The organism is Leifsonia sp. EB41, assembly GCF_041262565.1.
Taxonomy (GTDB): Bacteria; Actinomycetota; Actinomycetes; order Actinomycetales; family Microbacteriaceae; genus Leifsonia.
Genome location: NZ_JBGCCJ010000001.1, coordinates 920,051 through 940,951, shown reverse-complemented (window position 1 = coordinate 940,951; position 20,901 = coordinate 920,051). Strand labels below are relative to the sequence as shown.

Here is a 20,901-nt window from a genome sequence, read left to right as displayed (position 1 = left end):
GGACATTCCGTGATCAACACGCGCGCCCGCGTCGCCGGCCTCGCCGCCGCGGCGACCGTCGTCGCCCTCTCGCTCGCCGCCTGCTCCGGCGGCGCCGACGCCAGCAGCACCGCCGCGAGCACCTCGGCCGCCACGGCCACCGACGTCGCCTCTGCCGGCGGCATGGCCGCTCTCGTCGCCGCCGCGAAGAAGGAGGGCAGCCTCAACATCATCGCGACGCCCGGCGACTGGGCCAACTACCAGGAGATCTTCGACGGCTTCACCAAGAAGTACGGCATCACGATCAACCCGAGCCAGGACAGCGCCTCCAGCCAGGAGGAGATCGACGCCGCCAAGAAGCTCAAGGGCCAGGACACCGCTCCCGACACCTTCGACATCGGCTCGTCCGTCGCGCTCGCGAACACCCAGTACTTCGCGCCGTACAAGCCCACCGGCTTCGCCGACATCCCCGCCGCGCAGAAGGAGAAGGACGGCCTCTGGAAGGTCGGCTACTACGGCGTCATGTCGGTCGGCTACGACGCGAACAAGATCAAGACCGCGCCGAAGTCGTTCGCCGATCTGCTGAAGCCGGAGTTCAAGGGCGCCGTCGCGCTCAACGGCAACCCCACCCAGGCCGCCGCCGCGGCGGGCGCCGTCGCCTACGCCGACCTGCAGAACGGCGGGACCCTGGACGACCTGACCCCGGGCGTCGACTGGTTCACCAAGCTGAAGGCCGCGGGCAACTGGAACGCAGCGGACGGCAAGCCGAACACCATCGCCTCGGGCGAGACCCCGGTGCTGCTCGACTGGTCGTTCAACCAGAAGGGCTACACCACCTCCGACACCATCAAGTCGGGCGGCGTGAACTGGAAGTACACCGTGCTCCCCGGCACCGCGTACGTCGGCTACTACAACCAGGCCATCAACAAGGACGCCCCGCACCCCGCGGCCGCCCGCCTCTGGGAGGAGTACCTCTACAGCGACGCCGCCCAGAACGCCTGGCTGAAGGGCGGTGCCTACCCCGCGCGCGTCGACGCCATGGAGAAGGCCGGAACGCTCGACACCAAGGAGTTCCCGGGCAAGCTGGACAAGGTGGCCGTGATGACGGACAAGCAGGCCACCGACGCCGGCACGCTCCTCAACGCCAAGTGGGCCAACGCGGTCGGCTGATGACCGAGACCATCGCCGCACCCGCGGCCGACGCTGCCGCCGGGATCGCTTCGCGCGACTCCCGGCGGCAGCCGTCGTCGGCCCGGCCGTCCGACGCCGGGAGCCGCCGTCGTCGCCCGCGCGGCCTCGCCGCCGCGCTCGGCCTCACCCCGTTCGCCCTCTACGTCGTGGTCTTCCTCGCCGTCCCCACGCTCGTCGCGGTGGGCAGCGGGTTCGTGGACGGCGAGGGACGCTTCACCGTGTCCAATCTCACCGGCCTCACGGAGCCCGCCATCGCCGGCTCGTTCTTCGGCGCCTTCTGGCTCTCCGCGGTCACCGCCGTCGTCGGCGCCGTGGCCGGAGCCGCGCTCTGCTTCGCGATGCTGGGAGCCCGGCCGGGCGGCGTGACCCGCTCGCTCGTCGGCTCGGCCAGCAGCGTCCTCGCCCAGTTCGGCGGAGTCATGCTCGCGTTCGCCTTCATCGCCACCATCGGCGCGCAGGGACTCGTGACGGTGCTGCTCCGCAACGCCTTCCACCTCGACATCTACGCGAACGGCGTCTGGCTCTACACGGTGCCCGGCCTCATCCTTCCGTACCTCTACTTCCAGATCCCGCTCATGGTCATCACCTTCCTGCCCGCGCTGGAGGGCCTGCGCTCGCAATGGCTGGAGGCGACCGCCACGCTGGGCGGCACGCGCTGGACCTACTGGACCCGCGTCGGCGGCCCGATCCTGCTGCCGTCGTTCCTGGGCAGCCTGCTGCTGCTGTTCGCCAACGCCTTCTCGTCGTACGCGACCGCCGCAGCCCTCGTCGGCCAGGCCAACAACATCGTGTCGCTGCAGATCCGCCAGGCCCTCATCTCGGAGACCGTGCTCGGCCGCGCGAACCTGGCCGGCTCGATGGCGCTCGGGATGCTCGTGGTGATGATCGTCGTCATGCTGGCCTACTCGGCGCTCGTGCGCCGGACGGCGCGGTGGCAGCGGTGAGCGGGGGCGCTCCGCTGCGGCTCGGCCCCGGCCCGGTCGTCCGCACCGTCATCTGGGTGGTCCTCGGCGCCTTCTTCCTCATCCCGCTGTTCTCGATGCTGGAGTTCACGCTGCGCACCGCGAAGCCCGGCGTCTACAGCTTTGACCGCTGGATCGCCGTCTTCGGCGGCGGGACCACGCGCTACGACCGCGTGTACCAGGGCCTCGGCAACTCGCTCGTGCTCGCCGCCGTGACGGTGGCGATCGTCCTGCTGGTGCTGCTGCCGACGATCGTGCTGGTCGAGCTGCGCTTCGCCCGGCTGCGCCGCCTGCTGGAGGCTGTCTGCCTGCTCCCGATCATGATCCCGGCGATCGTGATGGTGGTGGGGCTGGCGCCGACGTACGCGGTCGTGACCGGCATCTTCGGATCGGGGGCGTGGACTCTGGCGTTCGCCTACGGCATCACGGTGCTCCCATATGCGTACCGCGCCCTCCAGAGCAACGTCTCCTCCGTGGACCTGGTGACGCTGAGCGAGGCCGCCCGATCGCTCGGCGCGGGCTGGGGCACGGTGTTCTGGCGGGTGCTCACGCCCAACCTGCGGCGCGGCATCCTCGCCGCCTCCGCGCTCTCGATCGCGGTCGTGCTCGGCGAGTTCACGATCGCGTCCCTGCTCAGCCGGGTGAACCTGCAGACCTCGCTGCTGCTGGTCTCCCAGTCCGACCCGTTCGTCGCCGTCATCTTCGCGCTGCTGGCGCTGGTGTTCGCGTTCGTCCTCCTCGTCGTCGTCGACCGCGTGGTCGGCGCCCGCCGCCGTTCGCGGCGTCCCGTGAAAGGCACTCCATGACCGTCCTCGAATCCACCGTCGCCGGCGCCCGTGTCGGCTCCACCGTCGAACTGGACGGGGTCGTGCGCGACTTCGGCGGCGGCGCCGGCCTCGCCGGGTTCGCGCTGGCGGCGAGCCCGGGGGAGCTCATCGCCCTGCTCGGGCCGTCCGGCTGCGGCAAGACGACCGCGCTGCGTGCGCTCGCGGGGCTGGAGCGGGTCGACTCCGGTCGCGTCCTCATCGACGGCCGGGACGTCACCGACGAGCCGACGAACCGCCGCGACCTCGGGATGGTGTTCCAGTCGTACTCGCTGTTCCCGCACCTGACCTCCGGCCAGAACGTGGAGTTCGGGCTGCGGATGCGCAAGGTCTCAGCCGTCGAGCGGAGGCGTCGCGCGGCAGAGGCGCTCGACCTCGTGGGGCTCGACCACCACGCCGACCGCTACGCCCACCAGCTCTCCGGAGGACAGCAGCAGCGCGTGGCGCTCGCCCGCGCGCTGGTCACCGAGCCGCGCGTCCTCCTGCTCGACGAGCCGCTCTCGGCGCTCGACGCCAAGGTGCGCGTGCAGCTCCGCGAGGAGATCCGCCGTATCCAGACCGAGCTCGGGATCACGACCTTCTTCGTCACGCACGACCAGGAGGAGGCGCTCGCCGTCGCGGACCGGGTCGCGGTCATGCGTGCGGGCGCAATCGAGCAGATCGGCACCCCGGAGGAGCTGTACCATCGGCCCGCGACCGCGTTCGTGGCGGAGTTCGTGGGGCTGACCAACCGGATTCCCGGCACGGTCGCGGGCGGTGCGCTGCGCGTCCTCGGGCAGACGGCGCCGCTCGCGTCGCCCGCGCCCGACGGACCGGTGGTGGCGTACGTACGCCCGGAGGACCTGCTGCTTTCCGGAGACGGCATCCCGGCCGAGGTTCTCACCACGAGCTTCCTCGGCGCGCTGCGGCGCACCCGGGTGCGGCTCGCGGACGGCTCCGAGCTCGCCGTCCAGCACGCCGCGCGCGATCTCCCCGCCCCCGGCGACCGCCTCCACCTCGCCCTCGCCGCCACCCCCCTCACCGTCACTCCCGCCCCGTAACCCGCCCGCAACCCGCCGAAGGGCACGTAAACGCCCCTAAAACGCCGTTTTAGGGGCGTTTACGTGCCCCTCGATATCCGTGGTGGCACGGGTGTGCGGGAGCGGGCGACATTCTAGAGTAATTCTCATGTCTGGTATCGTCCCGGGGGCGGACGCCGAGTATTCGGACGCCATCGACCCCTCAACCTTCGTGAAGACCCTCTCGCCGAGTGATCTGGTCACTCGGATCCGTCCAGGCGACATCCACTGGTGGCCGCCCTTCTTGTTCCCCATCGACACCATCAGCCCGACCCACACGGTCGGCAAAGGCCGCACCAACCTGACGCTGATCGCGTCCGACATCATGCAGACCGACACGACCGGCACGCCGTACGCGTCGTTCAGCTTCCGGCAGGTCCCGTCCGGCGGTCCGGGCGTCTCCGTCCACTTCGACCCGGGAGCGTACGGGGCGACGGCAGTCGCGAGCTACGTCGTCGAGTTCCTCATCGCCACGAGCGGGCCGGTCTCGCTCACGGTCGGCGGCTACGCCGGAGCGGGCAGCGTGACCGGCGCCGGCGTGCGGACCGTGAACGGGAACGTCTCCGTCTCGGTCGGCCTCAACAACGTCCCGCCGGGACAGGTGACCTACGCCTCGATCCAGCAGACGTCCTCCGGGCCCGGCTGGCAGTGGTTCTCGACCTCCATCGAGCACCCGCCGCTGGTGTTCGAGCCCTGACGGCTATTCCACGAGCGGAGCGCGCGGTCCCGTGACCGTGCGCTCCGCTCGCGTGAAGGAGAGCACCACGCCCGTGGCGGCGAGCGCGGCCACCATCGCCGTGCCGCCCGCCGACACGAACGGCAACGGCACGCCGAGCACGGGCAGCAGGCCGAGCACGACGGCGATGTTCACGAATGCCTGGAAGACCAGCCACACCAGCACCGTCCCCGTGACGATCCGGGCGACCGGGTTGGCTGTCGCGCGCATGATCGCGACCATGATCACGGCGAGCGCGCCGAACAGCCCGAGGACCAGCGACGCGCCGACGAGTCCGAGCTCCTCGCCGATCACGGCGAAGATGAAATCGGTGTCGGCGGAGGGCAGCCACGACCACTTGGCGTGGGAGTTCCCGAGCCCGACACCCCAGATCCGTCCCGTCGCGAGCCCGTAGTGTGCGTTCTTCACCTGCCAGTCCACGTCCGGGTTCACGGCGCTGGTGCCGCCGAAGAACGCGAAGACGCGGCCGCGGCGCGTCTCGCTCGACAGCGCCAGCAGCACGGCGCCGGCGGCGACGACGCCCAGCGCGAGCCCGAGGTGGCGCAGGCGCGCCCCGGCGAAGTAGCAGGCGCCGAGCGTGAAGGCGGCGGTGACGACGGTCGTCCCGAGATCGCCGCCGAGCTGGACGAGGAGCAGGGCGGGCACCACGACGGGGAGCGTCCGCAGGGCCAGCACGCGCCCGTCCGCCGGGTCGACGCCGCGCGCGCCCAGCGCCGTCCCGAGCCAGACGGCCAGCCCGAGCTTGATCCCCTCCGACGGCTGGCCGGTGACCGGGCCGAGGCGGATCCAGTTCGTGTTGTCGCCGATCTGCACGCCGAGCGGGGTCGTGATCGCCAGGAGCTGGAGGACGCACGCCGCGATCAGCAGCACCGTCGCGGCGCGCTGGATGGTGCGCCGCGACAGCGCGGGCACGAGCAGCAGCATTCCGAGGCCGACGCCGCAGAAGACCCACTGCGACCAGAACCGGCCGAAGAACCCGTTGCCGTCGGAGTGCGACTCGATCGACGACGACGAGAGCACCATCAGGAGGCCGAACACGACCAGGAACAGGACGACGGCGACCAGCGCGGTCCCGAGCCGCGACGGCGGCCGCCAGCGGGACGGGAGGCGGAGGAGGATGCGGCGTCCCCGAAGGCCGGGCGAGGCGGCGGCGGGCGGGGCGGAGTGGAGCGATGGTGCAGTCATGATGGATCGGCCTCAGGCTAGGGCGGGCCGGCGCCGCCGCCGGGCGCCCCGCACCGGCCTCCCGCATTCCCTGAGCGATTCCACAGGATCGGCGCTGCCGCGCACCTAGACTGACGGGCATGGCAGAGAGCGACGCCCCGGCAGCGCAGAGTCCGTCCGTCCCGCCGGCCCGCGCGCGCTTCCTGAAGCGCCGGCGCGACCTCGGTGCCCGTGCCGAGGAGGCCGCCCCGGTCGACGCGTCCCTGCCGCACGGCGTGCGGCTCGCAGGGGCCTGGTCGTGGCGGCTGCTCGTCATCGGCGCCGTGATCGCGGTCGTGGTCTTCCTGATCGTCCAGCTCCGGCTGATCGTCGTCCCCGTGCTGATCGCGTTGCTCCTCGCCGCGCTGCTCGTGCCGTTCAAGGACTTCCTGGTCCGCCACCGCTGGCCGCACTGGCTGGCGATCGTCGCCACACTGCTGACCCTGGTCGTGGTCGTCGGCGGCCTGTTCTACCTGGCGATCTGGCAGGTCACCCGGGAGAGCCACGACCTCCAGACGCAGTCGTTGGCGGCGTTCGGCCAGTTCCGGAGCTGGCTGACGACCGGCCCGCTCGGCCTCACGACGGCGCAGATCGACAGCGCTTTCCAGTCGCTCTGGTCGTCGCTGCAGCAGGACAGCCAGGTTTACATCTCCGGCGCGCTCTCGATCGGCTCCACGCTGGGCCACGTGCTCACCGGCGCACTGCTGACGGTCTTCAGCGTGCTGTTCATCCTCATCGACGGCCGCAGCATCTGGGGGTGGATCGTGCGGATCTTCCCGAAGAACGCGCGGGCCGCGGTCGACGGGGCCGGCCAGGCCGGCTGGCTGACCCTCCGGAACTTCGCCAAGGTGCAGGTGCTCGTCGCCTCCATCGACGCGCTCGGGATCGGCCTCGGGGCCTTCTTCCTCGGGCTGCCGCTGGTGCTCCCGATCGCGGTGCTGGTGTTCCTCGGGTCGTTCATCCCGATCGTCGGCGCCGTGCTCACGGGCGCGCTCGCCGTGTTCGTCGCCCTCGTCTTCAAGGGCTGGGTCTACGCGGTCATCATGCTCGCCGTCGTGCTGCTCGTGCAGCAGATCGAGGGCCACGTCCTCCAGCCGCTGATCATGGGCACCGCGGTGAAGGTGCACCCGCTCGCGGTCGTGCTGGCGGTCGCGGCCGGCTCGCTGCTGGCCGGCATCCCCGGCGCGCTCTTCGCCGTCCCGTTCGTCGCGGTGCTCAACGTGATGGTGCACTACGTGTCGTCGGGAGCCTGGCGATCGAAGCCACCGGAGGCCACCGCGGTTCCGGAGGGCGCGATCTGGGAGACCGTTCCACGCCCCCGCCGGGCTCCGCGGACGTAAACGGTCGCATTCATTCAGCGGTATATGACCACGAGTAGGCTGTGCAAGTGGATACCGCGACCGATCCGACGCGCACCCCGTTCGCAGGCCCCGGCCTCGACGAGATCGAGGCCGCGCGCGCGATCGTGGCCCGGGTCGCCCAGCCGACGCCGCTGGAGACCTCCCGGTACCTCACCGACGTTCTCGGCGCTCCGGTCATCCTCAAGTGCGAGAACCTGCAGCGCACCGGGTCGTACAAGATCCGTGGGGCGTACCACCGGCTCTCCAAGCTGAACGCGGAGGAGCGGGCGCGCGGCGTCGTCGCCGCCTCCGCGGGCAACCACGCCCAGGGCGTCGCCTTCGCCGCTCGTGAGCTCGGCATCCACGCCACGATCTTCATGCCGGTGGGCGTGGCCATCCCCAAATTCCAGGCGACGCGCGCGTACGGCGCGGACGTCGTGCTCAGCGGCAGCATCGTGGACGAGACCCTCCGGGCCGCGGCCGACTTCGCCGCAGAGACCGGTGCGGTGCTCATCCCGCCGTTCGACCACCCGGACGTGGTCGCCGGGCAGGGCACGCTCGGCCTCGAGATCCTCGACGAGGTGCCCGACGTGCAGACCATCGTCGTGCCGATCGGCGGCGGCGGGCTCATCTCCGGCGTGGCCAGCGCGGTCAAGCAGCGCGCGGCCCGCGAGGGGCGCACCGTCCGAGTGATCGGCGTGCAGGCGGCCAACGCCGCCGCCTACCCGGCGTCGCTCGCAGCGGGGGAGCCGACCGAGATCGCCGTCGTCGGGACCATCGCCGACGGCATCGCGGTCAGCAGGCCCGGCATCCTCAACTTCGAGATCATCCGGGACGCGGTGGACGCCGTCGTCACCGTCACCGAGGACGACATCGCCCGCGCGCTGCTGGTGCTGCTGGAGCGCGCGAAGCTCGTGGTGGAGCCGGCCGGCGCGGTCGGCGTCGCGGCGATCCTCGCGGGACTCATCCCGGCGGACGACGCGGCCGGGCCGGTCGTCGCCATCCTCTCCGGCGGCAACATCGACCCGCTGCTGATGCAGCGCGTCATCGCCCACGGCCTCGCGGCCTCGGACCGCTACCTGCGGCTCTCGATCATGCTCCCGGACCGGCCGGGCCAGCTCGCGCGCATCGCCGAGATCCTCGCCGGCGTCAACGCCAACGTGGTGGAGGTGCTGCACACGCGGCACGGCAACGGACTCCAGCTCAGCCAAGTCGAACTCGACGTCTCGGTGGAGACGCGCGGCACCGACCACCGCCAACAGGTCATCCAGGTGCTGCGCTCCGCCGGTTACGACCCCGTCCTCGAAGAGGACTGACGCAAAAACCGCCGAGTCCGCAGATGATCTGCGTGCTCGGCGGTCTTCGACTGATTACGGGCGTACTCGGCGGTCAGTTGCCGGCGTAGGTGTCGACCTTGGAGATCGACACGGGGATCTGGCGGCCGTTGGGGGCGGTGTACTCGGTCGTGTCACCGACCTTGAGGCCGAGGATGGCGGAGCCGAGCGGGCTCTGCTCGCTGTAGACGGGGAGCTCGCTGCCGGCCGCGATCTCGCGGTTGCCGATCAGGAAGACGCTCTCGTCGCCCGCGATGGTCGCAGTGATGACGGTTCCGGGCTCCACGACGCCGTGGCTCTCCGGCGCCTCGCCGACGGTGGCGCTGCGCAGCAGGTTGGTGAGCTGCACGATGCGGGCCTCGATCTTGCCCTGCTCGTCCTTAGCGGCGTGGTAGCCGCCGTTCTCCTTGAGGTCGCCCTCCTCGCGGGCCGCCTCGATGCGCTTCGCGATCTCGTTACGGCCGTTGACGCTGAGCTCCTCGAGTTCGGCCGAGAGACGGTCGTACGCGTCCTGGGTCAGAAACGTGACCTGAGACTCCTGGGACATGATGAACTCCTTCGCGCCTGCACGGTATTCCGCCGCTTCGGCTGATGGCCGGCTGGAGAGCCGGTGGGTAAAGTAGACGCCCCGGCCTCGGCCGGGGCGTATCCAGAGAATGTTAGGTCAGCCAGCAGGTGTTAATCAAACCCGTGTTGCTCTGCGAGATGGTCCGGATCGTCTCGTTGTACGTCGTCACACGGGAATCGGACCCGGGATAGGTCACGACCCGCCAGCCGACGATGGCATAGTCCTGGTTCAGCGCCTGCAGCGCGCAGGTGACGCTCGCGCCCGGCTGGGCGTTGATGGTGAAGGTGATCCGCACATGGTGGGCGTCGGGGATCACGTACGCGGTGTCGGTGGTCTCCAGGTCGGCCTGGTTGTTGTCCCAGCCTGCCCAGAACACCCACGCGGTCACCACGGCGAGGACGGCGACGGCGCCGCCGATCAGCAGCCAGCGGTCGCGGCGGCGACGCTTCGGAGTGCGGCCGTAGCGGGATTCGAGGGTCTCGGACGGCGCCTCGGTCACGCGTGCCATGTACTCGCCGTCCGCCTCTCAGGGCCTTCGTTCGGGCCCGCCGTCGGGGCGACGGTAGGCTGAGACAAGACTAGGAGACGAAGCTGTGAATCACACTTCGCGCCTCCCGAACCACCCGATCCGAAAGCGGAGCCCGCCATGCGTCAGAGCGACCTGTCCACCGTGTCCGTGGAGGCCGTGTGATGGGGGAGCTGCTGCTGAAGGCGGGCATCTGGCTGGCCGCGACGCCCACGCCGTCGCCGACCTCCGGGCCGAGCGACGACTCGGTCACGCCCGGTGTGGTCGGCTTCACCGTCACCTTCCTGATCGCGGTCGCGGCGGTGCTGCTGATCCTCGACATGACACGGCGCATCCGCCGGGTGCGGTACCGCGCGGAGATTGCGCAGAAGCTGGACGCGGAGAACGGCTCGCAGCAGGACGACGCGGACGGCGACTCCCGGCCCTGACCGCGACCGGCGGCGTCAGCCGTTGTAGGCGGGATGCAGCGCGATCAGCAGCACCGCCGTCCAGTGGCAGAGGAACGCCAGCACCGTCAAGGTGTGGAAGATCTCATGGAATCCGAACACGCCGGGGAACGGGTTCGGCTTCTTGATCCCGTAGATGACCGCGCCGATCGTGTACAGGATGCCGCCGACGCAGACCAGCACCATCATCGCCACGTTCGCGTTCACCAGATCGACGATGTACATCATCGCCGCCCAGCCGAGCAGTAGGTAGAGCGGCACGTACAGCCAGCGCGGCGCCGTGATCCAGAACACCCGGAAGCCGATGCCGAGCAGTGCGCCGCCCCAGACGAAGCACAGCAGGACGATGCCCTTATGCGGCGGGAGGGCGAGCACGGCGAGCGGTGTGTAAGTGCCGGCGATCAGCAGGAAGATGTTGGCGTGGTCGATGCGCTTGAGAACGATCTTCGTGCGCGGCTGCCAGTTGAAGCGGTGGTAGAGCGCCGAGTTGCCGAACAGCAGCATCGAGGTGAGCATGAACACCGCCGACGCCCACTTGGCCGGCGCTCCCTGCGCCAGGCAGATCAGGACGATGCCCGCGGCGATGGCCACAGGGAACGTGCCGGCATGGATCCAGCCGCGCCAGGTCGGCTTGAGCTCGGCCGGGTAGGCCGGGGAGGCGTCCAGCAGTGGGATGTTCGGCAGCAGGGGGCCGCGGGAGTCGTCCGCCTTGACCGCGGCGTCGGCGGGCGGGAGGTCGGCGGCCGGCTCGTGGAGCAGCTCGGCGACGTCCTCGGGCTCGGGGGCGTTTCGCGGCGTCATGGAGCAAGAGTAGGGGAGACGGGTCCTCGGATGCTGGGAATCGGACAGCTCAGGGGCGCTAACGTAGCTGCGTGAGCAGACGCAGTTCCGAGACGGCCAACGGGTTGCTCTACGGCCTGTACCAGAAGCGGTTGCGACGCGACATCGCCGGCCTCGGCCCGGAGTCGCTGCCCCGCCACGTCGCGATGATCATCGACGGCAACCGCCGTTGGGCCCGCCAGGTCGGAATGACGACAGTTGCGCACGGTCACCGCGCCGGCGCGGCGAAGATGCGGGAGTTCCTGGAGTGGTGCGACGACCTCGGGATCGAGGTGGTGACGCTCTACCTGCTCTCGTCGGACAACCTGACCAACCGGCCGAGCTCCGAGCTCTCCGACCTGATCGAGATCATCGCCGAGCTCGCCGACGACCTCTCCCGCTACCGCGACTGGCGCGTCAAGCACGTCGGCTCGACGGCCGGCCTCCCGGAGCCGCTGGTGACCGCGCTGGTCGACGCCGAGAAGCGCACCGCCGACAAGACCGGCCTGCACATCAACCTGGCCATCGGCTACGGCGGCCGCAAGGAGATCACGGACGCCATGCGCAGCATCGTCGCCGCGCACTCGGCGGAGGGCGGCAGCCTGGAGACGTTGGCCGACCTCCTCACCCCCGATCTCATCGGCGAGCACCTCTACACCGGAGGCCAGCCCGACCCGGACCTCGTCATCCGCACCTCCGGCGAGCAGCGGCTGAGCGACTTCATGCTGTGGCAGAGCGCGCACAGCGAGTTCTACTTCGTGGAGGCCCTCGGCCCCGACCTGCGCGAGGTCGACTTCCTGCGCGCGATGCGCGACTTCTCCCGCCGCCACCGCCGCTACGGCTCCTGACCGATTCGCGCTGAATTCGCGCTGCCGGCGGTCGCGACGGCAGGATGGTCCCCGGAGGTCACGATGACGACGATCGAGGAGTTCGCCGCGGGGTTCGGCGAGGAACCGGGATACCTGGACTACGGCCGGGTCGGCCCGCTGTCCCGGGCGGTGCGCGCCGAGGCACTGGGGCAGTACGAGGCGCTCGCCACGTCGCGCTTCGGAACCGTCGACCGCATGAGCGCGGAGAACGGCCGCGTCCGTGACGCGATCTCGGCGCTGACCGGCTTCCCCACCGAGCAGATCTCGTTCCAGCCGAACGCCTCTTCGGGGCTGATGCACGCCGCGTTCGGCCTCACCGGCGGCGACGTGCTGCTGTCGGCCGCCGAGTTCCCGAGCGTCACCTACGCGGCCGTGCGCGCCGCGCAGGCGATGCATGTGGTGACGCCGGTGTGGCTGGAGACCGACCACGGCCGGGTCACCCCGGCGCAGCTCAGGGATCAGCTCACCGACTCCACGAGCGCGGTCATGGTGAGCCTGGTCGACTCGCGCACCGGTTATCTCGCGGACATCGACGGCATCCGCCAGGTGATCGGTGACCGGCTGCTCATCGTCGACGCGATCCAGGGCTTCGGCGTGGCCGACGTTCCCTACGAGGTCGCCGACGTCGTCGTCTCCGGCGGTCAGAAGTGGGCGAGGGCGGGCTGGGGGACCGGGTTCCTCGCGCTCAGCGAGCGCGCGGTCGCGCACCTGACGCCCGTCTTCAGCGGGTGGGTCGGCAGCGGCCCGGGCGAACGGTGGGACGAAGTCGTCGATCCGGCGAAGGACGCGTCGGCGTTCACCGTGTCGAACGCCGACCCGATCGCGGAAGCCCGGTTCGCCGCAGCGCTGGAGGAGATCGCGGCCGTCGGCGTCGCGGAGATCTCGGCGGCGATCTCCGACACGGTGGATCGCGTGATCGACCTCGCCGACGAGTTCGCCGTGCCCGTCGCCTCCTCGCGCAACCCCGCGGAGCGCGCAGGGATCGTCGTGCTGGAGCCGCTGCCCGAACAGCTCACCGTGCTGGCGGCCGCCCTGTTCAACCACGGTGTCACGGCCAGGATCCGGCCGACGAGCGTGCGCCTCAGCGTCCACGCCGGGACCACAGAGGACACCCTGGACATGCTGCGCGCCGCCTTCACCTCCTATGCCTCGGCGGCGTGATTCCGCGCCTCCCATAACTGGGGGTGAAGTTCATCTGAACGAAACACGACACGCGGCCTTCCGAGCCTTTCGGAGGGTCGCCACCGGCGTACTTTCGACTCATCGGGCACGGCGCCCGATCGAGACGGCCACATAAGTTCGTTTCGAAACCCAACTGGCCGGCTCGCCATTGATCCGCCGGCTCCAGCGCAAGCGGAGCGGCGGGGTGGGAGTGGTCGTGGCTGAATCAGGAACCCGGCAGTTCGAGTCGGCATCCAGCGGTACCCGTCAGAGCGAGCGGACATATGTGCTCGACACGTCGGTCCTGCTGTCCGACCCCAAGGCGATCTTCCGGTTCGCCGAACACTCTGTCGTCATCCCTGTCGTCGTCGTGAGCGAGCTGGAGGGGAAGCGCAACGATCCCGAGATCGGGTACTTCGCGCGGCAGGCGCTGCGCAATCTGGACGACCTGCGGGTGCAGCATGAACGGCTCGACTTCCCGATCCCGGTCGGGGAGGGCGGCTCGCTCCGGGTGGAGCTGAACCACTCCAACATGTCAGTGCTGCCGAGCGGGATGCAGCTCGGCGACAACGACTCGCGCATCCTCGCGGTGGCGATGAATCTCGCGAACGACGGGCTGGCGGTCACGGTCGTCTCCAAGGACCTCCCGATGCGCGTCAAGGCGTCGTCGATCGGACTCGCGGCGGAGGAGTACCGGCACGAGCAGGTCGTGGACAGCGGCTGGACCGGGCTGGCGGAGATCTCCCTCGGCAGCGACCAGATGAGCTCGCTGTACGAGAACGAGTGGATGAGCACCTCGCAGGTCGAGGGGCTCCCGATCAACACGGGCCTCATCGTGCACTCCGACCGCGGCTCGGCGCTTGGGCGCGTGGTCGCCGACGGCGAGGTGAAGCTGGTGCGCGGCGACCGCGACGTCTTCGGACTGCACGGGCGCTCGGCGGAGCAGCGGCTGGCGATCGACCTCCTGCTGGACCCGGAGATCGGCATCCTGTCGCTCGGCGGGCGGGCCGGCACCGGCAAGTCGGCGCTCGCGCTGTGCGCGGGCCTGGAGGCCGTGCTGGAGCGTCAGCAGCATAAGAAGATCATGGTGTTCCGGCCGCTCTACGCGGTCGGCGGCCAGGAGCTCGGCTACCTGCCCGGCGACCAGGGCGAGAAGATGAACCCCTGGGGCCAGGCGGTGTTCGACACGCTCGGTGCGCTGGTGTCGCAGAACGTGCTGGACGAGGTGCTGGACCGCGGCATCCTGGAGGTTCTGCCGCTCACGCACATCCGCGGCCGTTCGCTGCACGACGCGTTCGTGATCGTGGACGAGGCGCAGTCGCTGGAGCGGAACGTGCTGCTGACGGTGCTCAGCCGCGTCGGGCAGAACTCGCGGGTGGTGCTGACGCACGACGTCGCGCAGCGCGACAACCTGCGGGTCGGCCGCCACGACGGCGTCGCGTCGGTGATCGAGACGCTGAAGGGCCACCCGCTGTTCGCTCACGTCACGCTGACGCGCTCGGAGCGGTCGGCGATCGCGGCGCTCGTCACGGAGATGCTGGAGGGCAACGAGCTGGCCTGAGGGTGAGCCGACGGGCGAAAGAGACTGGCCATCTGTGGAGAGTTTCGGGATTCTCGTATTTTCTGTGGAATTGTGAGGAGGCCGTGTCGCCGCACCTAGCGTGAGCGCATGGTTGAGAAAACGATCCGGATCGTTGTCGCGGTCGGCCTGAGCGTCGCCCTGCTGGGGGCAGGTGACGCCGGGCCGGCCGCGATCGGAGCGCTCTACCTCGCGGCCGTCACGGCGGCGCTTGTCCAGCACGACCTGCGCGAGCTGCGGCTGCCGGACGCGCTCGTGCTCCCGGGGGCGGCGTTCGTGGTCGTGGGAGCGGTGTGGAGTTCGCTCCGGGCCGGCGGAGGGCAGGTCGCGGTCGCGGCGCTGGTGTGCGGGGTCGCAGCTCTGGTCGGGTTCGCCGTGCCGGCCTCGGGCGGCGGCCTCGGGATGGGCGACGTGAAGCTCGCGGCGGTGCTGGCCGGCGCGCTCGCGGCGCTGGTGGCGGAGCGCGGACCGCCGCTGGGCGAGGTCGTGACGGTGGTCGGGTGCTGGGCGGTGCTGTCGTTCGTGGCCGGGGCGGTGGTGGCGTGGCTGGCGATCTGCGGTCGCGGGGCGCGGCGGCGGGTGTCCGCCGAGCTGCCGTTCGGGCCGGTGCTGCTGGGGACGTTCTGGGGGTTCGTGCTGCTGGGGTGACCGCGGGTGCGGAAGCCGCGTGAAAAACGGCGAGGCGCCCCTCCCGGCAGGTGCGGGAGGGGCGCCTCGATCGAACGGCTCGCGAGCGGTCCGGTCCGGACTCAGCCCGGGTGGGTCATGCTCAGCACGTCGAGTGCCGAGTCGAGCTGCTCCAGGGTGACCTCGCCACGCTCGACGAAGCCGAGGTCGATCACGGCCTCCCGGACGGTCATGCCCTTGGCGACGGCGTGCTTGGCGACCTTGGCAGCTGCCTCGTAGCCGATCACGCGGTTCAGCGGCGTCACGATCGACGGGCTCGACTCCGCGAACGCGCGGGCGCGGTCGAGGTTGGCCTCCAGGCCCGTGACCGTCTTGTCGGCGAGCACGCGGCTGGCCTGGGTGAGCAGGCGGATCGACTCCAGCAGCGCGGTGCCCATCACCGGGATGGCGACGTTCAGCTCGAACAGGCCGGAGGCGCCGCTCCACGCGATGGTGGCGTCGTTGCCGATGACCCGGGCGGCGACCATGAGCACGGCCTCCGGGATCACCGGGTTGACCTTGCCCGGCATGATCGAGGAGCCCGGCTGCAGGTCGGGGATGTGCAGCTCGCCGAGACCGGTGTTCGGGCCGGAGCCCATCCAACGCAGGTCGTTGCAGATCTTGGTCAGGCTGACCGCGATCGTGCGGAGCGCGCCCGAGGCCTCCACGAGGCCGTCGCGGTTGGCCTGGGCCTCGAAGTGGTTGCGCGCCTCGGTGATCGGCAGCTCGGTCTCAGCGGTCAGCAGCTCGATCACGAGCTGGGGGAAGCCGAGCGGGGTGTTGATGCCGGTGCCGACGGCCGTGCCGCCGAGGGGGACCTCAGCGACGCGGGTCAGCGCCGCCTGAACGCGCTCGATGCCGTAGCGGATCTGCGCGGCGTAGCCGCCGAACTCCTGGCCGAGCGTGACCGGGGTGGCGTCCATGAGGTGTGTGCGGCCCGACTTGACCGCGGTCGCCCACAGCTCCGCCTTCTCCTCCAGCGCCACCGCGAGGTGGTCGAGAGCGGGGATGAGGTCGTCGATCAGCGCGCCCGTGACGGCGATGTGCACGGAGGTCGGGAAGACGTCGTTGGACGACTGCGACGCGTTGACGTGGTCGTTCGGGTGCACCGGGCGGCCGAGGCGGCGCGAGGCGAGCGTCGCGAGCACCTCGTTCATGTTCATGTTCGAGGAGGTGCCCGAGCCGGTCTGGTAGACGTCGATCGGGAAGTCGCCGTTGTGCGCGCCGCTGACGACCTCGTCTGCGGCGGCGGCGATCGCCTCGGCCACGTCCGCGTCCAGGACGCCGAGGCGCGCGTTCGCGAGCGCCGCCGACTTCTTGATGCGCGCGAGCGCGGCGATCTGAGCCGGCTCGAGAACCGACCCCGAGATCGGGAAGTTCTCGACGGCGCGCTGCGTCTGCGCGCCGTACAGGGCGGCTGCGGGGACCCGCACCTCGCCCATCGTGTCGTGCTCGATGCGGTACTCGGTGCCCGCCTGCGTGTCCACCACGGTGTGTTCTTCCTTTCTGGGCCCTGGCGCGTCAGCGCGCGGGCGTTGGGTCGGCGGCCGGTTCGGCCAGTCCGACGACGGCGTCGGGGACGACCCGACCTTCCTGGAGCACGTAGTTCGCTCCGACGATGGCGAGGAGATTGGCGGCGACGGCGTCGCTGATGATCTCCGATCGCGCGAGAAGCTCTGCGACGGTGTCGCGCAGGTGCAGGCGGCCGACCTCGAGCGCGTCGACCTCGGCGGGCACGACGGCCTCGCCCGGGGCAGTGCCGGCGACCCGGTGGACAGCCGGCAGGATCGGGGCGATGAGCTGCGCGATGTGCGGCGGCAGCGGGTCGGCGCCTTCGGCCTGCGAAGCGATCGCTGACGACACAGCGCCGCAGGCGTCGTGGCCGAGCACCAGGATGAGCGGCACGTTCAGCACGGCGACCGCGTACTCCAGCGAGGCGATCGCGGAGTCGGAGGCGACCTGCCCGGCGTTGCGGACGACGAACGCGTCGCCGAGCCCGAGGTCGAAGATGATCTCGGCCGCGAGCCGCGAGTCGGCGCAGCCGAAGATCGCGGCGACCGGGTTCTGCCCCTCGGCGACGGTCTGGCGTCGCTCGACGTCCTGCCGCGGGTGCTGCGGCGCTCCCGAGACGAAGCGCTCGTTGCCTGCCAGCAGTTCTTTCCAGATCCGGCCGGGACGGGTCGTGGGCATCTAGTTTCCTCCTGGGGTGGGTGAGCCGAGGGAGTGGAGCTGGTCGGTGAGCGAGGAGGCGGCGGCCGTGAACTCGGCGTCGTCGGCGGTGCCGAAGACAACGACCGTGCTCTTGCCTGCGGTCGTCACGAGCGCGTAGGCGACGTTGCCGGCGGACGATCCCGCCGCGCGGTTGTCGTAGACGTCCCATTTCACACCGTCGATCTCGCGGGTGCCGGCGATGCGGGTGCGGTTCACCTGGTCGGCGACCCAGCTGTCGTTGGCGTTGAAGCCCTGCGTGACGCCGATGTACTGACCCTTGGGCGTGAGCAGCCCGATGTACCAGGCGTCGACGCCGTCCGCGGTCTTCGTGCGCAGCTCGGCGCTGTTGGAGGTCCAGCCGGACGGGAGCTTCGGGACCACGAGCCGGTCGGGCTCGCTGCCCTGCGCCTGCTGGGCGACGGCGGCGTAGTCGACCGGAGGAGCGGACGATGTGGGATTGCCGCGCGGGACGATCAGCACGATGACGGCCACGAGCGCGACCGTCGCGATCAGCGAGTAGACGAGGTTGTTGACCGTCTGCCGATTGCGATGGTTGGCGGAGTTCTGCGCCTTGCGGGCGGCGGTCTCCTCCGGCGTCTCCGGGCGGCCGAGCTCGGCGACGACGGCGGGAGGCTTCACCGTGCTGTTACGGGTGCGCGGGCTCATTCGGTGTCTGACACGCTCCGTGCGCCCGAGGCTGAGCCTGCGCCCGCTGCTGCGCCGGCGCGGGCCGCGTCGAGCCGGGCCTTCGCGCCGATCAGCCACTCCTCGCAGTGGCGGGCGAGCGCCTCGCCGCGCTCCCACAGCGCGATGGACTCCTCCAGCGTCGTGGAGCCCTGCTCGAGCTCGGTGACGACGCGGACGAGCTCGTCGCGCGCCTCCTCGTAGCTGAGCGCGCTGATCTCCGAGGTGGGCATGATGTCCATTCTATTTGTCTCGCTGGGCGGGCGCTGGATCGGGATGGGCGGCACCATCGGCAGCGGCGCCGCCTGCGGGGGAAGGGAGCCGGTCACCGGCGGTGGCGGCGAACGCGCCCCCCGCCAGCGTCACCCGCACGGCCGCGCCGGGTGGTGCTTCCACAGGTGAGGTGATGACGTGTCCGGAGTCGTTCTGCACGATCGCATAGCCGCGGTCGAGGGTCGCCTGCGGCGAGAGCGCCCGGAGCTGGCCGCGCAGCTCCGCGATCCGCGTGCTCTCGCGGTCGGCGCGGCGCTCCACCAGCTCGACGCCGCGGGCGACGTAGCGTGTGAGCTCCTGCGCGCGCGAGTCCACGATCCAGGTCGAGGAGGCCAGCACCGGGCGGGTGCGGAGGTGCCCGATCCGGTCGATCTCGTGCGTGATCATGTGCGTCAGCCGCGTGCCGAGGCGCGAGCGGGCCTGCTGAACGCGCGCCAGCTCCTCCGCGACGTCCGGGACGACGCGCTTGGCGGCATCGGTCGGCGTCGAGGCGCGGAGGTCTGCGACGTCGTCCAGCAGCGGGCGGTCGGCCTCGTGGCCGATGGCGCTCACGATCGGGGTCGCGGCCTCCGCGGCGGCGCGCACCACGCGCTCGTCGCTGAAGCCGAGCAGGTTCTGGAAGTCGCCGCCGCCGCGCGCGACGATGATGACCTCCACCTCGGGGTCGGCGTCGAGCGTGCGGATGGCGGAGACCACCTCCGGGACGGTCCGGTCGCCCTGCATCGCCGCGTGGACGACGCGGAACCGCACCGCCGGCCAGCGCAGCTGCGCGTTGCGGAGCACGTCCTTCTCGGCGTCGGAGTCCTTGCCGGTCACCAGGCCGATGGTGTGCGGGAGGAACGGCAGCCGCTTCTTGCGCTCGGCGGCGAACAGGCCCTCCGCCGTGAGCTGCGCCCGCAGGCGTTCCAGCCGCTCCAGGAGGTCGCCGAGGCCCACGTGCCGCATGTCGCTCACCTGCATGGTGAGGCTGCCGCCCTTGACCCAGTAGTTCGGCTTCACCGCGGCGATCACCCGGTCGCCCTGCTTGAGGTCGGCGGGGATGCGCGCCTTCACCGACGACCAGATGCTGAAGCTGATCGTGGCGTCCTCGCGGAGGTCCTTCAGCTTGCCGTAGACGTTGCCGCCGGAGACCCCCCACTGCGTGATCTCGCCTTCGACCCACGCGGTGCCGAGCCGGTCGATCCAGCCCCGGATGCGGTCGGCGAGCAGCGCGACCGGCCACGGGGCGTCGAGGGTCGGCGGCCCAGGGGTCATCGTCGGCGCGCCCGTCGTACCGCCAGCGACCTGTGCCACCCGGCCTCCCATCCGTTGATCAGCGCCCACCGCGTACGATCGAGGGGTGAGCGATGCGACCATCAGCCTCCCCATGCCCCGGATCCCCGTCAAGCGGGAGTCCGGCGAGCGCGGGCGGCTTCAGGATATCCCGGTCCAGGGACACAAGCGCGTGCTGCTGGCGGCCCCGCGCGGCTACTGCGCCGGCGTCGACCGCGCCGTCGTGGCCGTCGAGAAGGCGCTGGAGCACTACGGCGCGCCGGTCTACGTGCGCAAGCAGATCGTCCACAACGTGCACGTGGTTTCCGAGCTGGAGCAGCAGGGCGCGATCTTCGTGGACGAGGTCGACGAGGTGCCTCAGGGCGCGCACGTCGTGTTCTCGGCGCACGGCGTCTCGCCCGCGGTCGTGAACGCGGCGGCCGATCGCGGCCTCCTCGCCATCGACGCGACCTGCCCGCTGGTCACCAAGGTGCACCGCGAGGCCGTGCGCTTCGCCCGCGACGACTTCGAGATCCTGCTGATCGGCCACGAGGGCCACGAGGAGGTCGAGGGCACCGCCGGCGAGGCTCCCGAGCACGTGACGCTCGTCAACGGGCCGGAGGACGTCGACCGCCTCCAGGTGAAGGACCCGGACAAGGTGGTGTGGCTGTCGCAGACCACGCTGTCGGTGGACGAGACGATGGAGACGGTCCGCCGGCTCCGCGAGCGCTTCCCGAACCTGCAGGACCCGCCGAGCGACGACATCTGCTACGCGACGCAGAACCGCCAGGTCGCGATCAAGAAGGTCGCGGAGGACGCCGACCTGGTGATCGTGGTCGGCTCGGCCAACTCGTCCAACTCGGTGCGCCTCGTGGAGGTCGCCCTCGAGTACGGCGCGAGCGCGGCCTACCGCGTCGACTACGCCAGCGAGATCCGCCAGGAGTGGCTGGACGGCGTGGCGACCGTGGGCGTGACCAGCGGCGCCTCGGTGCCGGAGGTGCTGGTGCAGGAGGTGCTGGACGAGCTCTCCGGCGCGGGCTACGGCGAGGTGCAGGAGGTCAAGACGGCGGAGGAGGACCTGATGTTCTCGCTGCCGAAGGAGCTCCGCAAGGACATCAGCGGCCGGCAGGACGCCCGCGCGCTCGGAGGCCGCGCCCAGGCCTGACCCGCCCACGCCGCCGATTCGTGCCGAATGTCGCGAACCGCCCCGCCAAAGCGCAC

The 20,901-nt window shown here is 70.8% G+C and carries 22 protein-coding genes; 13 read left to right on the top strand and 9 right to left on the bottom strand.

The annotated features are described in order from the left end of the window. Window positions 1–9: 9 nt before the first annotated feature. The 5 genes from ABH923_RS04590 to ABH923_RS04570 all read left to right on the top strand — a co-directional run bounded on the left by ABH923_RS04590 (window position 10) and on the right by ABH923_RS04570 (window position 4,711). Window positions 10–1,149, top strand: a complete 1,140-nt coding sequence (locus tag ABH923_RS04590) for an ABC transporter substrate-binding protein (protein ID WP_370054191.1) — start codon at window positions 10–12, stop codon at window positions 1,147–1,149. Then, window positions 1,128–2,114, top strand: coding sequence for an ABC transporter permease (locus ABH923_RS04585; RefSeq protein WP_370054190.1), 987 nt, complete (start codon window positions 1,128–1,130; stop codon window positions 2,112–2,114). The genes ABH923_RS04590 and ABH923_RS04585 overlap by 22 nt, the downstream gene beginning before the upstream one ends. Continuing rightward, entirely contained in the window at window positions 2,111–2,938 is an 828-nt protein-coding gene (locus ABH923_RS04580; protein ID WP_370054189.1) for an ABC transporter permease subunit, read from the top strand. Before ABH923_RS04585 ends, ABH923_RS04580 begins: the two co-directional genes overlap by 4 nt. Beyond that, window positions 2,935–3,996, top strand: coding sequence for an ABC transporter ATP-binding protein (locus tag ABH923_RS04575; protein WP_370054188.1), 1,062 nt, complete (start codon window positions 2,935–2,937; stop codon window positions 3,994–3,996). Before ABH923_RS04580 ends, ABH923_RS04575 begins: the two co-directional genes overlap by 4 nt. 127 nt (window positions 3,997–4,123) lie before the next feature. After that, the gene (locus tag ABH923_RS04570; RefSeq protein WP_370054187.1) at window positions 4,124–4,711 is read left to right on the top strand and encodes a hypothetical protein; all 588 of its coding nucleotides are present in this window, start codon (window positions 4,124–4,126) and stop codon (window positions 4,709–4,711) included. A 3-nt stretch (window positions 4,712–4,714) separates the two neighbouring features. Here ABH923_RS04570 and ABH923_RS04565 read toward each other — a convergent pair whose 3' ends face one another. After that, entirely contained in the window at window positions 4,715–5,935 is a 1,221-nt protein-coding gene (locus ABH923_RS04565) for a putative peptidoglycan glycosyltransferase FtsW (protein ID WP_370054186.1), read from the bottom strand. A gap of 119 nt (window positions 5,936–6,054) precedes the next feature. Between ABH923_RS04565 and ABH923_RS04560 the strand changes: the two genes are divergently transcribed. Next, the gene (locus tag ABH923_RS04560) at window positions 6,055–7,293 is read left to right on the top strand and encodes an AI-2E family transporter (protein ID WP_370054185.1); all 1,239 of its coding nucleotides are present in this window, start codon (window positions 6,055–6,057) and stop codon (window positions 7,291–7,293) included. Window positions 7,294–7,340: 47 nt separating this feature from the next. Then, the gene (gene ilvA, locus ABH923_RS04555; RefSeq protein ID WP_370054184.1) at window positions 7,341–8,609 is read left to right on the top strand and encodes a threonine ammonia-lyase; all 1,269 of its coding nucleotides are present in this window, start codon (window positions 7,341–7,343) and stop codon (window positions 8,607–8,609) included. Between the two features lie 73 nt (window positions 8,610–8,682). Here ilvA and greA read toward each other — a convergent pair whose 3' ends face one another. Next, window positions 8,683–9,174, bottom strand: a complete 492-nt coding sequence (greA, locus tag ABH923_RS04550) for a transcription elongation factor GreA (RefSeq protein ID WP_370054183.1) — start codon at window positions 9,172–9,174, stop codon at window positions 8,683–8,685. 112 nt (window positions 9,175–9,286) lie between these two features. Then, complete coding sequence (locus ABH923_RS04545) at window positions 9,287–9,703, bottom strand: DUF4307 domain-containing protein (protein ID WP_370054182.1); 417 nt, start codon at window positions 9,701–9,703, stop codon at window positions 9,287–9,289. A 182-nt stretch (window positions 9,704–9,885) separates the two neighbouring features. Between ABH923_RS04545 and ABH923_RS04540 the strand changes: the two genes are divergently transcribed. Further along, window positions 9,886–10,149 (top strand): hypothetical protein, encoded by a 264-nt coding sequence (locus ABH923_RS04540; RefSeq protein ID WP_370054181.1) that lies wholly within the window; start codon window positions 9,886–9,888, stop codon window positions 10,147–10,149. A gap of 15 nt (window positions 10,150–10,164) precedes the next feature. Here the strand turns inward: ABH923_RS04540 and ABH923_RS04535 are convergent, their stop codons facing one another. Further along, a complete protein-coding gene (locus ABH923_RS04535; protein WP_370054180.1) occupies window positions 10,165–10,968 on the bottom strand; it encodes a hemolysin III family protein in 804 nt (267 codons plus the stop codon). Window positions 10,969–11,039: 71 nt separating this feature from the next. Here ABH923_RS04535 and ABH923_RS04530 point away from each other — a divergent pair, with 71 nt between their 5' ends. From ABH923_RS04530 to ABH923_RS04515, 4 genes are all read left to right on the top strand, one after another. Continuing rightward, window positions 11,040–11,834, top strand: coding sequence for an isoprenyl transferase (locus tag ABH923_RS04530; protein WP_370054179.1), 795 nt, complete (start codon window positions 11,040–11,042; stop codon window positions 11,832–11,834). A gap of 63 nt (window positions 11,835–11,897) precedes the next feature. Beyond that, entirely contained in the window at window positions 11,898–13,016 is a 1,119-nt protein-coding gene (locus ABH923_RS04525) for an aminotransferase class V-fold PLP-dependent enzyme (RefSeq protein WP_370054178.1), read from the top strand. 211 nt (window positions 13,017–13,227) lie between these two features. Continuing rightward, window positions 13,228–14,577: a PhoH family protein gene (locus tag ABH923_RS04520; protein WP_370057302.1), complete on the top strand. Its 1,350-nt coding sequence runs from the start codon at window positions 13,228–13,230 to the stop codon at window positions 14,575–14,577. A gap of 108 nt (window positions 14,578–14,685) precedes the next feature. Next, window positions 14,686–15,243 (top strand): prepilin peptidase, encoded by a 558-nt coding sequence (locus tag ABH923_RS04515; protein WP_370054177.1) that lies wholly within the window; start codon window positions 14,686–14,688, stop codon window positions 15,241–15,243. Window positions 15,244–15,344: 101 nt separating this feature from the next. Here the strand turns inward: ABH923_RS04515 and ABH923_RS04510 are convergent, their stop codons facing one another. The 5 genes from ABH923_RS04510 to xseA are packed head-to-tail and all read right to left on the bottom strand — an operon-like array spanning window position 15,345 to window position 19,683. Further along, window positions 15,345–16,751, bottom strand: a complete 1,407-nt coding sequence (locus tag ABH923_RS04510) for a class II fumarate hydratase (RefSeq protein WP_370054176.1) — start codon at window positions 16,749–16,751, stop codon at window positions 15,345–15,347. A 31-nt stretch (window positions 16,752–16,782) separates the two neighbouring features. Beyond that, window positions 16,783–17,451 (bottom strand): carbonic anhydrase, encoded by a 669-nt coding sequence (locus tag ABH923_RS04505; RefSeq protein WP_370054175.1) that lies wholly within the window; start codon window positions 17,449–17,451, stop codon window positions 16,783–16,785. Further along, window positions 17,452–18,138 (bottom strand): DUF4245 domain-containing protein, encoded by a 687-nt coding sequence (locus ABH923_RS04500; protein ID WP_370054174.1) that lies wholly within the window; start codon window positions 18,136–18,138, stop codon window positions 17,452–17,454. Then, window positions 18,135–18,398 carry an exodeoxyribonuclease VII small subunit gene (locus ABH923_RS04495; protein ID WP_370054173.1) on the bottom strand — a complete coding sequence of 88 codons (264 nt, stop codon included), beginning with the start codon at window positions 18,396–18,398 and terminating at the stop codon, window positions 18,135–18,137. The genes ABH923_RS04500 and ABH923_RS04495 overlap by 4 nt, the downstream gene beginning before the upstream one ends. A gap of 1 nt (window position 18,399) precedes the next feature. Beyond that, window positions 18,400–19,683: an exodeoxyribonuclease VII large subunit gene (gene xseA, locus ABH923_RS04490; protein WP_370057300.1), complete on the bottom strand. Its 1,284-nt coding sequence runs from the start codon at window positions 19,681–19,683 to the stop codon at window positions 18,400–18,402. A gap of 112 nt (window positions 19,684–19,795) precedes the next feature. Between xseA and ABH923_RS04485 the strand changes: the two genes are divergently transcribed. Next, window positions 19,796–20,845 carry a 4-hydroxy-3-methylbut-2-enyl diphosphate reductase gene (locus ABH923_RS04485; protein WP_370057299.1) on the top strand — a complete coding sequence of 350 codons (1,050 nt, stop codon included), beginning with the start codon at window positions 19,796–19,798 and terminating at the stop codon, window positions 20,843–20,845. Window positions 20,846–20,901: the final 56 nt, after the last annotated feature.

Bases quoted from the DNA above. Each gene is read 5' to 3' on its own strand.
- ABH923_RS04495 (WP_370054173.1), bottom strand. From the start codon at position 18,398: ATGGACATCATGCCCACCTCGGAGATCAGCGCGCTCAGCTACGAGGAG.
- ABH923_RS04485 (WP_370057299.1), top strand. From the start codon at position 19,796: ATGCCCCGGATCCCCGTCAAGCGGGAGTCCGGCGAGCGCGGGCGGCTT.
- ABH923_RS04505 (WP_370054175.1), bottom strand. From the start codon at position 17,451: ATGCCCACGACCCGTCCCGGCCGGATCTGGAAAGAACTGCTGGCAGGC.
- ABH923_RS04575 (WP_370054188.1), top strand. From the start codon at position 2,935: ATGACCGTCCTCGAATCCACCGTCGCCGGCGCCCGTGTCGGCTCCACC.
- ABH923_RS04540 (WP_370054181.1), top strand. From the start codon at position 9,886: ATGGGGGAGCTGCTGCTGAAGGCGGGCATCTGGCTGGCCGCGACGCCC.
- ABH923_RS04535 (WP_370054180.1), bottom strand. From the start codon at position 10,968: ATGACGCCGCGAAACGCCCCCGAGCCCGAGGACGTCGCCGAGCTGCTC.
- xseA (WP_370057300.1), bottom strand. From the start codon at position 19,683: ATGACCCCTGGGCCGCCGACCCTCGACGCCCCGTGGCCGGTCGCGCTG.
- ABH923_RS04565 (WP_370054186.1), bottom strand. From the start codon at position 5,935: ATGACTGCACCATCGCTCCACTCCGCCCCGCCCGCCGCCGCCTCGCCC.
- ABH923_RS04545 (WP_370054182.1), bottom strand. From the start codon at position 9,703: ATGGCACGCGTGACCGAGGCGCCGTCCGAGACCCTCGAATCCCGCTAC.
- ABH923_RS04500 (WP_370054174.1), bottom strand. From the start codon at position 18,138: ATGAGCCCGCGCACCCGTAACAGCACGGTGAAGCCTCCCGCCGTCGTC.
- ABH923_RS04525 (WP_370054178.1), top strand. From the start codon at position 11,898: ATGACGACGATCGAGGAGTTCGCCGCGGGGTTCGGCGAGGAACCGGGA.
- ABH923_RS04560 (WP_370054185.1), top strand. From the start codon at position 6,055: ATGGCAGAGAGCGACGCCCCGGCAGCGCAGAGTCCGTCCGTCCCGCCG.
- ABH923_RS04515 (WP_370054177.1), top strand. From the start codon at position 14,686: ATGGTTGAGAAAACGATCCGGATCGTTGTCGCGGTCGGCCTGAGCGTC.
- greA (WP_370054183.1), bottom strand. From the start codon at position 9,174: ATGTCCCAGGAGTCTCAGGTCACGTTTCTGACCCAGGACGCGTACGAC.
- ABH923_RS04570 (WP_370054187.1), top strand. From the start codon at position 4,124: ATGTCTGGTATCGTCCCGGGGGCGGACGCCGAGTATTCGGACGCCATC.